General features: G+C 55.6%; 15 protein-coding genes. 7 read left to right on the top strand and 8 right to left on the bottom strand.

Annotation, left to right across the window (positions count from 1 at the left end; translation table 11 throughout):
• The first annotated feature begins 122 nt into the window (after window positions 1–122).
• From APU02_RS13440 to cysE, 5 genes are all read left to right on the top strand, one after another.
• Window positions 123–554 carry a rhodanese-like domain-containing protein gene (locus tag APU02_RS13440; protein WP_042286978.1) on the top strand — a complete coding sequence of 144 codons (432 nt, stop codon included), beginning with the start codon at window positions 123–125 and terminating at the stop codon, window positions 552–554.
• Between the two features lie 50 nt (window positions 555–604).
• Window positions 605–856, top strand: coding sequence for a glutaredoxin 3 (gene grxC, locus APU02_RS13435; RefSeq protein ID WP_012908148.1), 252 nt, complete (start codon window positions 605–607; stop codon window positions 854–856).
• A 56-nt stretch (window positions 857–912) separates the two neighbouring features.
• On the top strand, window positions 913–1,380 hold the full coding sequence (gene secB, locus APU02_RS13430) for a protein-export chaperone SecB (RefSeq protein WP_003024155.1): 468 nt from the start codon (window positions 913–915) through the stop codon (window positions 1,378–1,380).
• Entirely contained in the window at window positions 1,380–2,399 is a 1,020-nt protein-coding gene (gene gpsA, locus APU02_RS13425; protein ID WP_060570251.1) for an NAD(P)H-dependent glycerol-3-phosphate dehydrogenase, read from the top strand. The genes secB and gpsA overlap by 1 nt, the downstream gene beginning before the upstream one ends.
• Window positions 2,400–2,477: 78 nt before the next feature.
• A complete protein-coding gene (cysE, locus tag APU02_RS13420) occupies window positions 2,478–3,299 on the top strand; it encodes a serine O-acetyltransferase (protein WP_042286927.1) in 822 nt (273 codons plus the stop codon).
• 184 nt (window positions 3,300–3,483) lie between these two features.
• Here cysE and trmL read toward each other — a convergent pair whose 3' ends face one another.
• From trmL to APU02_RS13395, 5 genes are all read right to left on the bottom strand, one after another.
• A complete protein-coding gene (trmL, locus tag APU02_RS13415; RefSeq protein WP_060570301.1) occupies window positions 3,484–3,957 on the bottom strand; it encodes a tRNA (uridine(34)/cytosine(34)/5-carboxymethylaminomethyluridine(34)-2'-O)-methyltransferase TrmL in 474 nt (157 codons plus the stop codon).
• A gap of 43 nt (window positions 3,958–4,000) precedes the next feature.
• Window positions 4,001–5,188, bottom strand: a complete 1,188-nt coding sequence (gene lldD / locus APU02_RS13410) for an FMN-dependent L-lactate dehydrogenase LldD (RefSeq protein WP_042286923.1) — start codon at window positions 5,186–5,188, stop codon at window positions 4,001–4,003.
• Window positions 5,185–5,961 carry a transcriptional regulator LldR gene (lldR, locus tag APU02_RS13405; protein WP_042286920.1) on the bottom strand — a complete coding sequence of 259 codons (777 nt, stop codon included), beginning with the start codon at window positions 5,959–5,961 and terminating at the stop codon, window positions 5,185–5,187. The genes lldD and lldR overlap by 4 nt, the downstream gene beginning before the upstream one ends.
• A complete protein-coding gene (lldP, locus tag APU02_RS13400) occupies window positions 5,958–7,613 on the bottom strand; it encodes an L-lactate permease (protein ID WP_060570250.1) in 1,656 nt (551 codons plus the stop codon). The genes lldR and lldP overlap by 4 nt, the downstream gene beginning before the upstream one ends.
• Before the next feature lie 255 nt (window positions 7,614–7,868).
• Complete coding sequence (locus APU02_RS13395; protein WP_042286914.1) at window positions 7,869–8,231, bottom strand: YibL family ribosome-associated protein; 363 nt, start codon at window positions 8,229–8,231, stop codon at window positions 7,869–7,871.
• A 288-nt stretch (window positions 8,232–8,519) separates the two neighbouring features.
• Between APU02_RS13395 and APU02_RS13390 the strand changes: the two genes are divergently transcribed.
• Window positions 8,520–8,729, top strand: coding sequence for a hypothetical protein (locus APU02_RS13390; RefSeq protein ID WP_042286912.1), 210 nt, complete (start codon window positions 8,520–8,522; stop codon window positions 8,727–8,729).
• Between the two features lie 11 nt (window positions 8,730–8,740).
• On the opposite strand, the gene mtlR is transcribed toward APU02_RS13390, so the two are convergent.
• The 3 genes from mtlR to mtlA all read right to left on the bottom strand — a co-directional run bounded on the left by mtlR (window position 8,741) and on the right by mtlA (window position 12,520).
• Complete coding sequence (mtlR, locus tag APU02_RS13385) at window positions 8,741–9,331, bottom strand: mannitol operon repressor MtlR (protein ID WP_060570249.1); 591 nt, start codon at window positions 9,329–9,331, stop codon at window positions 8,741–8,743.
• The gene (gene mtlD, locus APU02_RS13380; RefSeq protein WP_060570248.1) at window positions 9,328–10,476 is read right to left on the bottom strand and encodes a mannitol-1-phosphate 5-dehydrogenase; all 1,149 of its coding nucleotides are present in this window, start codon (window positions 10,474–10,476) and stop codon (window positions 9,328–9,330) included. The genes mtlR and mtlD overlap by 4 nt, the downstream gene beginning before the upstream one ends.
• A gap of 130 nt (window positions 10,477–10,606) precedes the next feature.
• Window positions 10,607–12,520: a PTS mannitol transporter subunit IICBA gene (mtlA, locus tag APU02_RS13375; RefSeq protein ID WP_060570247.1), complete on the bottom strand. Its 1,914-nt coding sequence runs from the start codon at window positions 12,518–12,520 to the stop codon at window positions 10,607–10,609.
• A 652-nt stretch (window positions 12,521–13,172) separates the two neighbouring features.
• Here mtlA and APU02_RS13365 point away from each other — a divergent pair.
• A complete protein-coding gene (locus tag APU02_RS13365) occupies window positions 13,173–13,781 on the top strand; it encodes a glutathione S-transferase (RefSeq protein WP_042286899.1) in 609 nt (202 codons plus the stop codon).
• Window positions 13,782–13,799: the final 18 nt, after the last annotated feature.

Genomic DNA, 13,799 nt, shown 5'->3' with positions numbered 1-13,799 from the left:
CTATTTTTTCCATTGCGCCCCGCAAAAATGCAATCCAGTGCACGCGCTGGCTGTATTTGCGCCATCGCGCAGGTATACTCCTTCCCTGGTTTTAATCACTGAGTCGGGAGTTGTTACCCCCCATGCAAGAAATTATGCAATTTGTTGGTCGCCATCCCATACTGAGTATCGCCTGGATTGCGTTACTGGTGGCGGTTTTATTCACCACGTTTAAAGGCCTGACCTCAAAAGTGAAGGTCATCACCCGTGGTGAAGCCACGCGTCTTATCAACAAAGAAGACGCCGTTGTTGTCGATTTACGTCAGCGTGACGATTTCCGTAAAGGCCATATCGCAGGCGCTATCAACCTGCTGCCAAGTGAAATCAAAGCGAACAACGTGGGCGAGCTCGATAAGCACAAAGACAAACCGGTGATCGTGGTCGACGGTTCCGGCATGCAGTGTCAGGAAGCGGCAAACGCGCTCATCAAGGCAGGCTTTGAAAAAGTGTCCGTGCTGAAAGAAGGCGTTGCTGGCTGGAGCGGCGAGAATCTGCCGCTGGTTCGCGGCAAATAAACTCGCCGCTGGCACGAAATTCACAGATAAAGCGAATATCGGAGAGATGTATGGCCAATATCGAGATCTACACCAAAGCAACCTGCCCGTTTTGCCATCGCGCGAAAGCGTTGTTAAACAGCAAGGGCGTGAGTTTCCAGGAGCTTCCGATTGACGGCGACGCCGTAAAACGGGAAGAAATGATCAAGCGCAGTGGCCGTACAACGGTTCCGCAGATTTTTATTGATGCACAGCACATTGGCGGCTGTGACGACTTGTATGCGTTGGATGCGCGTGGTGGACTTGATCCCCTGCTGAGCTAACGTCATCACAGACTTAGGCTGTATTTTAAGGACAACACTAAAAGGGTTTTCTACACATGTCAGAACAAAATAACACCGAAATGGCTTTCCAGATCCAACGTATTTACACCAAAGATGTCTCTTTCGAAGCGCCAAATGCGCCGCATGTTTTCCAGAAAGACTGGCAGCCAGAGGTTAAACTTGATCTTGATACCGCATCTACCCAACTGGCAGATGATGTGTACGAAGTTGTACTGCGTGTCACCGTAACCGCTTCCCTGGGTGAAGAAACGGCTTTCCTGTGCGAAGTTCAGCAGGGCGGTATTTTCTCCATTAGCGGTATTGAAGGCACCCAGATGGCGCATTGCCTGGGCGCATACTGCCCGAACATTCTGTTCCCGTATGCCCGCGAATGCATCACCAGCCTGGTTTCACGCGGTACGTTCCCGCAGCTGAACCTTGCGCCGGTTAACTTCGATGCGCTGTTCATGAACTATTTACAGCAGCAGGCTGGCGAAGGTACTGAAGAACATCAGGATGCCTGATGAACCCACGTAATGCTTCAATGACAGTGATTGGTGCCGGCTCGTACGGCACCGCTCTCGCCATCACCCTGGCGAGAAACGGCCACCCGGTTGTCCTGTGGGGCCACGATCCGCAACATATTGCGACGCTTGAGCGCGATCGCTGTAACGTCGCGTTTCTTCCTGACGTGCCTTTTCCCGATACGCTCCATCTCGAAAGCGACTTAGCCACCGCGCTGGCGGCGAGCCGCGATATTCTGGTGGTAGTGCCAAGCCATGTGTTTGGGGAAGTGCTGCAACAAATCAAACCGTTGCTGCGTGCTGACGCGCGGCTGGTCTGGGCGACAAAAGGGCTTGAAGCCGAGACGGGACGCCTGTTGCAGGACGTTGCGCGCGAGGCGCTGGGCGATCAAATTCCGCTGGCGGTCATCTCCGGTCCGACCTTTGCGAAAGAGTTGGCGGCGGGATTACCGACGGCCATCTCGCTGGCGTCAACTGACGACACCTTCGCCGACGACCTTCAGCAACTGCTTCACTGCGGCAAAAGTTTCCGCGTCTACAGCAATCCGGACTTCATTGGCGTTCAACTTGGCGGCGCGGTGAAAAATGTGATTGCGATTGGCGCCGGGATGTCAGACGGCATCGGCTTTGGCGCTAACGCTCGCACCGCGCTTATCACGCGTGGACTGGCGGAAATGTCGCGTCTGGGCGCGGCGCTGGGCGCCGATCCGGCCACCTTTATGGGGATGGCGGGACTGGGCGATCTGGTGCTGACCTGTACTGACAATCAGTCGCGTAACCGCCGCTTTGGCATGATGCTCGGTCAGGGCATGGATGTGCAAGGCGCGCAGGACAAGATTGGACAGGTGGTGGAAGGCTATCGCAATACGAAAGAAGTCCGCGAGTTGGCGCACCGTTTTGGTGTCGAAATGCCAATAACCGAGGAAATTTATCAAGTATTATATTGCGGAAAAAACGCGCGCGAGGCAGCATTGACCTTATTAGGCCGTACACGCAAGGACGAGCGTAGCCGCCACTAGTCGCAAGGATCTGTTTTCGTCAATGACCCGGCCCGCGAAGAACGGGCCGGTCGTTAGCCTCATTACCTGGAGTTCGCAATGCCGTGTGAAGAACTGGATATCGTCTGGAACAATATTAAAGCCGAAGCCCGTGCCCTGGCCGATTGTGAGCCAATGCTGGCCAGTTTTTACCACGCAACGCTACTCAAGCATGAAAACCTGGGCAGTGCGCTAAGCTACATGCTGGCGAACAAACTGGCCTCGCCGATTATGCCTGCGATTGCCATTCGGGAAGTGGTGGAGGAAGCCTACGCCGCCGACCCGGAGATGATTGCCTCGGCAGCCTGCGATATTCAGGCGGTGCGCACTCGCGACCCGGCGGTTGATAAATATTCCACCCCGCTGTTATACCTGAAGGGTTTTCACGCCCTACAGGCTTATCGCATCGGCCACTGGTTGTGGAACGAAGGTCGCCGCGCGCTGGCTATCTTCTTACAAAATCAGGTATCTGTGACGTTCCAGGTCGATATCCACCCGGCTGCGCGGATCGGACGCGGGATCATGCTCGACCACGCCACTGGCATCGTGGTGGGCGAAACCGCGGTAATTGAAGATGACGTGTCGATTCTGCAGTCGGTCACCCTTGGCGGCACCGGCAAAACCAGCGGCGATCGCCATCCGAAGATCCGTGAAGGGGTGATGATTGGCGCCGGGGCGAAGATCCTTGGCAATATTGAAGTTGGACGCGGAGCAAAAATCGGCGCGGGTTCTGTGGTGTTACAGCCTGTACCGCCGCACACCACCGCCGCAGGGGTGCCAGCGCGCATCGTCGGCAAGCCGGACAGTGATAAACCGTCGATGGATATGGATCAGCATTTTAACGGGATACATCATACGTTCGAATACGGCGACGGAATCTGATTTCGGGCTATCTTACGTGCCAGCCTGAATCCAGGCTGTGCTTGCCACCTCACGGGCTATGCGTACGCTCCGGTGACTGCGTGCAGACTGTGTTCAATGTGGCGGCGTCGATAACGCCCGAAAAAAATGCCCCGTCTGCGTGATTCGTTGGCGGGGTAAGCGTAGCGTCGTCACCCGACAACCCTCAGCTACGCAATACCGCGCCGGGATACCCTAACTGTCGCCACGCCTCGTACACCACCACCGACACCGCGTTTGACAGGTTCATACTGCGACTGTCCGGCATCATCGGAATCCGAATTTTTTGCTCCGCAGGCAAGGCATCAAGAATGCTGGCAGGTAAGCCGCGCGTCTCCGGGCCAAACATCAAATAATCCCCGTCCTGATAGCTCACCGCGCTGTGGGCGGGCGTCCCTTTGGTGGTGAGGGCAAACAGACGCTGTGGCTTTTCGGCTTCCTGAAACGCCGCGTAATCACGATGGCGCGCCACGGCGGCAAATTCATGGTAGTCCAGTCCCGCACGACGCAGACGTTTGTCGTCCCAGGTGAAGCCCATCGGCTCAATGATATGCAGACGAAAGCCCGTGTTAGCGCACAGGCGAATGATGTTGCCGGTATTGGGTGGGATTTCTGGTTCGAATAAAACGATATTAAGCATGTTTGCTGCCCCTTCAATTGCGCGGGGCAGCATAGCACGTTCACTACGCGGCATCACCCTGCGCGAGGGGGGCCAGCGCCGCGGGAAGGTTGCCGATCTCCTGAACCAGCGAGTCTTTGCTGATTTCGCTAATGGATTTCGCGCCGGTCAGCGTCATCGCGACTTTCATCTCTTTCTCGATCAGGTTCAGCAGGTTGGCGACGCCCGCCTGGCCGGCGGTGGCCAGCGCGTAAAGATACGCGCGGCCCAGCAGCACGCTGTCTGCGCCCAGCGCAATCATGCGTACCACGTCCAGCCCGTTACGGATACCACTGTCGGCCAGAATAGCGATGTCGCCTTTTACCGCGTCGGCAATCGCGGGCAGGGCGCGCGCGGAGGAGAGCACGCCGTCGAGCTGGCGTCCGCCGTGGTTAGACACCACAATGCCGTCCGCACCAAAGCGCACCGCGTCGCGAGCGTCTTCCGGATCGAGGATCCCTTTGATCACCATCGGGCCGTCCCAGAAGTCACGGATCCACTCAAGGTCTTTCCACGAAATTGACGGATCGAAGTTATTTGCCAGCCAGCCGATGTAATCTTCCAACCCGGTTGGTTTGCCAAGATAGGTCGAAATGTTGCCTAAATCATGCGGACGACCGTTCAGGCCTACGTCCCACGCCCATTGTGGATGGGTCACCGCCTGCCAGTAACGGCGCAGCGCGGCGTTTGGACCGCTCATGCCCGAATGTGCGTCGCGGTAGCGCGCGCCGGGTGTTGGCATATCGACCGTAAAGACCAGCGTTGAACAGCCTGCCGCTTTCGCCCGCTCCAGCGCGTTACGCATAAAACCGCGGTCACGCAGCACGTACAACTGGAACCACATCGGACGGTTAAGGGTCGGCGCCACCTCTTCGATTGGGCAAACGGACACGGTGGAAAGGGTAAACGGAATCCCCTTCGCATCCGCGGCGGCAGCGGCCTGCACTTCGCCTCGGCGGGCGTACATGCCGCAGAGGCCAACCGGCGCCAGCGCCACCGGCATCGACAGCTTTTCTTTAAAGAGGGTGGTTTCCAGGCTTAAGTCAGACATGTTTTTCAAAACGCGCTGACGCAGCGCCACTTCCGATAAATCCTCTACGTTGCGGCGCAGGGTGTATTCCGCATAGGCGCCGCCGTCGATGTAGTGGAACAGAAACGGAGGCAGAATGCGCTGGGCTGCGGCGCGATAATCGCTGGCTGCTGAGATAATCATGCTTTGTTCTCCCTGGAATGCTCATTGTGGTCGCCGGGCAGGCGGGTGATTCGCGCCTGGCGGGCCTGATCTTCATCAAATTGTTTAATGGTGGCGTGGACGAAGCTGAGATGCGCCATCATCGCTTTACGCGCGCCGTCGGCGTCACCGGCAAGAATGGCGTCCATGACCGCCTGATGTTGCTCCGTCAGCTTTGCAAAGACCGGCGGGACAAGGTACATACGCTGGCGACTCTGTTTTACCGACGAGTGCAGTACGTCGAAGAATCCGCGCATGGTCTGCAACAGCACCACATTGTGTGACGCCTCGGCGATGGCGAGATGAAACCGAACGTCGGCCTGAGAGGCGATGTCCGGATCTTCGCTGAGGGTCGCGTCAAAGCAGAGCCTGATTTTTTCTTTATCTGCCTGGGTAGCGCGCAGGGCGGCATGCCAGGCGGTGCTGGCTTCGATGGCGTGGCGGGCTTCCAGAATGTCGAAGCTGTAGTCCGGGTCGTCGGCCATCAGCGTTTTGAGCGGCTGTACGATGTTTTGCTCAGACCACTCTTCATGCTGCCAGCGGACAAACGTCCCTCCGCCGCGACGGCTGAGCAGGACGCCTTCGCTCACTAATTTCGCCAGCGCTTCGCGCAAAGAGTTGCGCGACACGCCAAGCTGCTGGGCAAGCTGGCGTTCGGCGGGCAGCTTCATACCCGCCTCCAGTTGCTGTTCTTCAATCAGCGCCCGCACACGAGAGGCTATCTCGTCGGACAGGCGTTTTGGCATCACAATCACGGGATCATCCAGGTTAAGACATACGCCTGAAGCGTGGTGATTACGCCCACCATGCAGGTGAAGATCAGGCTGTGTTTGACGGTGAAACGGAACAAGTCCGACTCTTTACCGACCAGTCCTACCGCCGCGCAGGCGATAGCAATGGACTGCGGCGAAATCATCTTGCCGGTGACCCCGCCGGTGGTGTTTGCAGCGACCATCAGCACATCCGACACGCCAATTTGCTGGGCGGCGGTAGCCTGCAGCGCGGCAAACAGCGCATTCGATGAGGTGTCTGAGCCGGTGAGGAACACGCCCAGCCAGCCGAGGAACGGCGAGAAGAAGGTGAAGGCGCTGCCGGTATGCGCCAGCGCTAATGCCAGCGTTGACGAAAGACCGGAATAGTTAGAGATAAACGCGAACGCCAGCACCATCCCGATGGAGTAGATAGGCAGCGCCAGCTCCTTCAGGGTGCTGCCAAAGGTCTGGATGGCGGCGGAAGGCTTCATCTTTAGCCAGACGATGGACAGCAGCGCGGCGAACAGAATGGCGGTACCGGTCGCTGAGAACCAGTCGAATTTATACACGGCGGCATAGGCGGTTGCTTCGTTGACTACCGGCGGCATGCGGGCAATCAGCTTGTCCAGGAACGGAATCGGGATGTTAATCACCCAGTCGTACAGCGCGCCGCCTGGGGCGAACAGTGCTTTAAACGGCGGTACGCTCCACAGCGTCACGGTGGCGGTCAGGAACAGGAACGGCGACCACGCGCGAACAATCTGTCTGGCGGTGTAGCCAGTGCGCGCCAGCGTCTGATCCACATGGGAAGCCCCCATATCCGCAAAGCGGAAAATACGCACCGGCTGCCAGCGTTTCAGGAACAGCGTCAGGCAGACCAGCGACACCAGTGAGGAAATGATGTCCGGCAGCTCCGGACCGATAAAGTTGGAGCTGAGGTATTGAGCAATCGCGAACGAGCCGCCCGCTACCATCACCGCGGGCCAGGTCTCTTTAATGCCGCGCCAGCCGTCCATAATCGCCATGATCCAGAACAGTACGATGATGGTCAGGAACGGCAGCTGGCGGCCCACCATCTGGCCGATTTCAAAACTGTCCAGTCCGGTTACCTGCCCGGCGACCAGAATCGGGATCCCCATTGCGCCAAACGCCACTGGCGCAGTGTTGACGATCAGGCAAAGCCCGGCGGCGTAAAGCGGATTAAAGCCCAGTCCAACCAGCAACGCGGCGGTAATCGCCACCGGGGCGCCGAACCCCGCAGCCCCCTCCAGAAACGCGCCAAAGGAGAAGCCGACGATCAGCATCTGCAGGCGCTGGTCAGGGGTAATCGACAGAATCGACGAGCGGATAATGTCGAACTGCCCGGTTTTCACCGAGATTTTGTAGACAAACACAGCGGCGATAATGATCCAGGCAATCGGCCACAAACCATAGAAGAAACCATACACCACCGAGGCCAGCGCGCGATCGACCGGCATTTTGTAAAACAGCAGCGCCACAGCCAGCGCGATAACCACCGTCCACGAGGCGGCAACATAGCCTTTCAGCTTGAGCTTGATCAGCGCGAAGAAGAAAAACAGAATCGGGAGCGATGCGATCAGGCTGGACAGCCAGATATTCCCGGCCGGATCGTAGTTTTGTTGCCAGAGATTCATTGCAGGTCTCCTGAGGGCCACGCGCATAATGCTATGAGTCTGTGCTCATCTCGACGTCACATTATGTGTAAAAGTGGTCCTGCCAATATTGTTGTGTAGGGATAATGACAACAAATGGTTAACCAAATGTTATGTATTGGCAACAATAGTGTAAGGCTAAATCAGCGAAGTGTGAACCAGTGGACGCAAAGGAGGGGGATTGGTAGGGCCAATTTACGCGTGGATTAGGGCGGCGAAGCGCCACCCGTAACGCATTTAGAATTCAGTCTTTGAAAAGCCGGTCATTTCTTCCAAACCCATTTCACGGCCCAGTGCGGTCATTGGATGTACGACCACCAGACCACGCACGCTTTTTTTCAGCTTGCCCATATCGGCCTGCTCTTTTTTACTGATTGCGCGGCGGAACGGCATATTCATCAGCTTTTGCGCTTCTTTGCTCAGTTTCTGGCTGTGCACTTCGCGCAGGCGGGCGATCTCCGTTTCGAGCGTGGTTTTCTCTTTTTCCAGCTCCGCGTACTTATCGGCGGCCTCGACCAGCGACAGTTCAGCCTGCTGGTGGCGAACAGCATCAAGGCGATCGCTCAGGCGTTTAATTTCGTTTTTTTCGACTTCTTTCATGGTATGGCTTCTGATAGAAATAAAGGGAATGCCCTATAGTATGCGCGCTGAGCGGGTTTCTTCACAATCAATCGCTAAAAAATAATCAAAACGGATAAGAATGGCCGCGCAGACATCATTGTTACCTGGCTGATAAAAAAGGCTTTTTGCCAGGAAAAGAGTCAGACTCGCTATTTTCTGCGCAGGATCATGTTTAAGCACGTTTTCCTCAACCCGTTCGCGTTTCTGATCCTAAACTAAAATTGGCGGCTGCGTTTGTTTATAGCGTTGACAGAGGGAGGACTTCTCATGGCGAAAATGGGTGAAAATGTTCCACATCTGATTGATAAAGCCATTGATTTTATGGCCTCAAGTCAGGCGTTCCGGGAATACCTGAATAAAACGCCTGCGCGCGATACGGTCCCGAATGATATCCCGCTGGAGCATGCGAAGATGTATCTCGACCGGCTGGAATATTATCGGCAGCTGTATCAGCCAAAGCTGGAAGATAAGGTGTGAGACAACCGGGCCTATTTCTGGAAGGCTTTTTTTAAGCTGATTTTAGAAATCAGCTCAGTCAGGGAAAGCACCATTGTCGAGCGTACCGCTTGCTGGTAGCGCTGGATTTGCATGGCGTACAGCGCCGGGTCGGGGGCATCAAACTGCGGCGGCGGCGGTAGCGCCGTCACGCAGTGAAGTTCGCCGAACGGTCCGAGAATTTCATCGTCGGTAAACGCGTACTCATTGCCATCATGGTTCATCTCTTCACGCAGCGCCATCAATAGCTCCGCATCCTCATACTCTGGACGACTCAGCACGCCGAGGCCATAGATAAGTTTCAGGCGCACCGACAGATCGCCCAGCGGTCCGTCGCCGTCGAGTAACGGTTCTACTGCGTATTTCACCGCGTAGTCGTCTTTGCGAAACACCTGAAGCACCAGAATGTTCACCGCCTCGGTGAGTAACTCGACGGCGGTGATCAGGAAACTTCGTACGGTTTTGCCAGCATTCAGACGCTCAAGCACACGATTTTCAAAGGCCTGGGTTTCTTCCATTATTGCCTGCATATCTGACAATCTTTCATTCGGGCGCAGGTTCGCCTGCGCCGTATTTTGCATCATTTGATCGCGTTATACGCGTTTACGGCCTCGGCCACGACTTCGCTGCTGGCATCCAGTCCGGAAACCTGCGCCAGAGCGGCCTGCGGGCCTTTGTCGGCAATCAGCGCCGCCAGTTCCTGCGCCTGCGGATCGTCTTCGCTACGGAAATGCATCGCCGCGGCAATGCCTTTCACCAGGTTCAGATGCGGCAGGCCATATTCCAGCGTGCCCAGCAGTGGTTTGATCAACCGATCACCGGCGCTCAGTTTCCGCAGCGGCTGACGGCCAACGCGCTCAACGTCGTCTTTCAGGTACGGGTTTTCGAAACGGCCAAGAATTTTCTGGATATACGCCGCGTGCTTGTCTGCATCAAAACCGTAGCGTTTGATCAGCACCGCGCCGCTCTCCTCCATCGCCCCTTTTACCACCGCGCGGATTTTCTCGTCGAGGATCGCGTCGCGGATAGTCTGATGACCGGTCAATTTTCCGAGGTAGGCGGTTATAGCATGCCCGGTGTTCAGCGTGAAGAGTTTACGTTCGACAAATGCCATCAGGTTATCAGTTAATTCCATTCCCGGGATGTTCGGTAGCGCGCCTTTAAACTGCGTTTTGTCGACAATCCACTCGCTGAACGTTTCAACGGTCACTTCCAGCGGATCGTGCGTAGCGGAGGCGGAAGGGGGAACAATACGATCCACCGCGGAGTCGACGAAGCCGACGTGCGCCTCCACCCATGCCTTGTCATCTTCCGCCAGCGCGTTCATGACATGGCCTTTCAGCTGCGTGGTGCCACGGACCATGTTTTCACAGGCGATGATGTTCAGGGGGGTGTCGATACCCTGCGCTTTGCGCTGCGCCAGTCCTTTTGCGATGGCAGGCGCGATGCGCTCAAGCACGACCGGACCAACGGCAGTGGTCACCAGATCCACTTGGGCGATCAGCTTAACCACGTCGTCGCCGATGCTGCTTACCGCATCAACGCCGGTAACGGTATCCACTTGCTCATTTTCACCCACCACGTGCACCTGATAGCTATGACGGGCGTTCAGGGCGTCGAGCACGACCTGATTTACATCAGCGAATGTCAGTTGTATCCCCGCGTCTGCCAGCAATTTGCCGATAAAGCCACGTCCGATATTACCTGCGCCAAAATGTAATGCTTTCATAGTAGTAACCTTCGTTAATGTTTTTACCCAAGAGGGCTGGGGTGAAAAGCGATTCCTCACCCAAACCCTCTCCCTTACAGGAGACGAAAATAGGGGCCCGGCAAACGCAAGCGCTACCGGGCAAATGCACTTACTTACGACCTGCCAGCAGCTCAAGCACTTCTTCGACGCTGGTGGTGTTAGCCAGACGTTCGATAACGGTTTCATCATCCAGCGCGTTGGTCAGGCTGGTGATCACCTGGATGTGCTCGTTATTGCGTGCGGCGATACCAATAACCAGACGGGCGATATCATCCTCTTCTTCACCGAAGCGAACGCCTTGCGGATACTGGCAGAACACGACACCGGTTTTCAGTACGCGATCTTTGGCTTCCACCGTACCGTGCGGAACCGCAATGGATTCGCCCAGATAGGTCGGGGTCAATTTTTCACGCGCCAACATCGCGTCAACGTATTCCGGCTCAACGTAGCCGCCTTTAACCAGTTGTTCACCGGCAAAGCGAATGGCTTCTTCTTTGGTGGCCGCGGTACGGCCGAGGAAGATGTTCTCCGCGCTCAGTTTGAACAGATGAGCGTTACTTTCGTCAAAGCTGTCCTGCAGGCTGGTACGCACTTTCTCTTCATTGTCTGTGTGACGCTGCGCCGCAACCAGACGTTCGGTCAGGCTGGCGTACAGACCGCTGTCGAGGAAATTGGTCAGCGAAATATGCTGTGCCTGTGGAACCTGACGCATTGCGCGCTCGGTGAGATCGCGGTGGGTGATGACCAGGTCAACATCCGGCGGCAAGTTATTGATGGCGCTGTTGGTCACTGAAATCTGAGACAGACCGGCATCCTGTACTTTCTTACGCAACACGCCTGCGCCCATCGCGCTGGAGCCCATACCGGCGTCGCAGGCTACGATGATTTTACGCACATGGCTCAGGTCGTTGGTGACATCGCCTGCAGACAGCGGCGTGCCGCCTTTGGATTCTGCTTTCATGTCCTGCATACGACGGGTGGCCGCTTCAATGTCGTCTTCTTCTTTCACCTTGCTGGTTTTCAGCAGAATCGCCGAGACCACGAAGGAGACCGCCATGGCCGCACAGATTGCCGCGATGTTAGCGAAGTAGGCGCCTTTTGGCGTCATCGCCAGCACCGCCAGAATAGACCCCGGAGACGCCGGAGACACCAGACCGCCGTTCAGCAGCGTCAGGGTGAACACGCCGGTCATGCCGCCGAGGATAACGGCCAGAATCAGACGTGGGTTCATCAGCACGTAAGGGAAGTAAATTTCGTGGATCCCGCCCAGGAAGTGGATGATAGCCGCACCGCCCGCAGACTGTTTTGCACTGCCACGACCAAAGAACATGTACGCCAGCAGCACGCCCATCCCCGGGCCCGGGTTGGCTTCAATCAGGAAGAAGATGGATTTGCCCATCTCGTGCGACTGCTGAATACCCAGCGGCGAGAAGATACCGTGGTTGATGGCGTTGTTGAGGAACAGGATTTTCGCTGGTTCAACAAAGATGGACGCCAGCGGCAGCATGTCATGGACAACCATGAAGTTGACGCCCGCCGCCAGAATTTTTGACAAACCTTCCACCAGCGGACCAATACCGAGGAACGCCAGAATCGCGAGGATCATCCCGATGATGCCAGCGGAGAAGTTATTCACCAGCATTTCAAAACCGGACTTGATCTTACCGTCTACCCAGTTGTCGAATTTCTTGATGCAGTAGCCGCCCAGCGGACCTGCAATCATGGAGCCGAGGAACATCGGCATGTCTGCGCCGACGATCACGCCCATGGTGGTGATCGCCCCGACCACGCCGCCGCGCTCGCCGCCCACCAGTTTACCGCCGGTATAACCGATCAGCAGTGGCAGGAGATAGGTAATCATCGGGCCGACCAGCTTCGCCAGCGTTTCGTTTGGCAACCACCCTGTCGGAATAAATAATGCGGTGATAATACCCCACGCGATAAACGCGCCGATATTTGGCATCACCATATTGCTGAGGAATCGACCAAAGCTTTGCACTTTGATCTTAATATCGGATGACATAAAAACACCCCTTCTTATGTTTGCTGTCGCGCAGGCCGGAAGCCCGAGGTTTTGTTAATGTGGCGGCAGAGGTAGCCGGACCCTGTAGATACTGCGAAATCTGGCACTGAATCGATCAGCTGTCCAGTCTGCGCCCTTTTGTGTGATGTGAATCACATAAATATAGGGGGTAGGGAGGTATTTAATGTGATTTGCATCACGAAATAGTTGTATGGAAAAACATCAAAGTGGATTTTTGAACCATTAACGGCACAAAAATGTGATTTGTTTCACGTTTTTGTTTTATCGGTTTGTTGAATATTTGTGATTTAAATCACAATAAATTTTCAGTCGAATTTGCCCTGATGTGATGTAGCGCAGGTTCTGCGTTTGCCGCGCCATTGAGTTATTAACTGCATTTGCCCTTTATACCTTATAGAACATGCATTGTTCCTCATGAGGCTGATAGCAATGAAAACGCCTTTTTTATTTTCCTTGTCGTAACAGGCGTATATCGCATAAAACATATCTCTCATTTTCAGCACAACAGTGCGGTGTTTCGTTGGCAGTCTGCTAACTTTCATTCTCTTTGCACGCATCTGAGCCATACTGAATACTGTTGATTATTCTTTGGCGCATTGTCTTCCCCCTACGTTGGCATAAAGGACCCGGTATGAAACTCATAGGTAGCTACACCAGCCCGTTTGTACGCAAAATCTCGATTCTGCTGCTGGAAAAGGGCATCACCTTCGAATTTGTTAATGAACTGCCGTACAACGCGGAAAACGGCGTGGCGCAGTACAATCCATTGGGGAAAGTCCCGGCGCTGGTGACCGATGATGGAGAATACTGGTTTGATTCGCCAATCATTGCCGAATATATCGAACTGCTGGACATCGCCCCGGCGATGCTACCGCGCGAACCGCTGGCGTCGCTGAAGGTGCGCCAGCTTGAAGCCCTGGCTGACGGTATTATGGATGCTGGCCTGGTGTCGGTGCGTGAACAGGCGCGACCGGCGGCGCAGCAGTCGGAAAATGAGCTTCTGCGTCAGCGTGAAAAAATCACCCGCAGTCTGGATGCGCTGGAAGGCTATCTGGTGGACGGAACCATTAAACCCGATACGGTGAATCTGGCGACTATCGCGATTGCTTGCGCCGTGGGCTATCTCAACTTCCGTCGCGTGTCGCCGGGCTGGTGCGTGGACCGTCCTAACCTGGTAAAACTGGTGGAAACCCTGTTTAGCCGCGAAAGTTTTGCCCGCACGGAACCGCCAAAGGCTTGATACGTATTATGTCCGCCT

This window comes from Citrobacter sp. 50677481 (genome assembly GCF_001463265.1).
GTDB classification, from domain to species: Bacteria; Pseudomonadota; Gammaproteobacteria; order Enterobacterales; family Enterobacteriaceae; genus Citrobacter_A; species Citrobacter_A sedlakii.
Note: the sequence above shows the minus strand (reverse complement) of the source record. Positions and strands in the feature narration are given on the sequence as shown.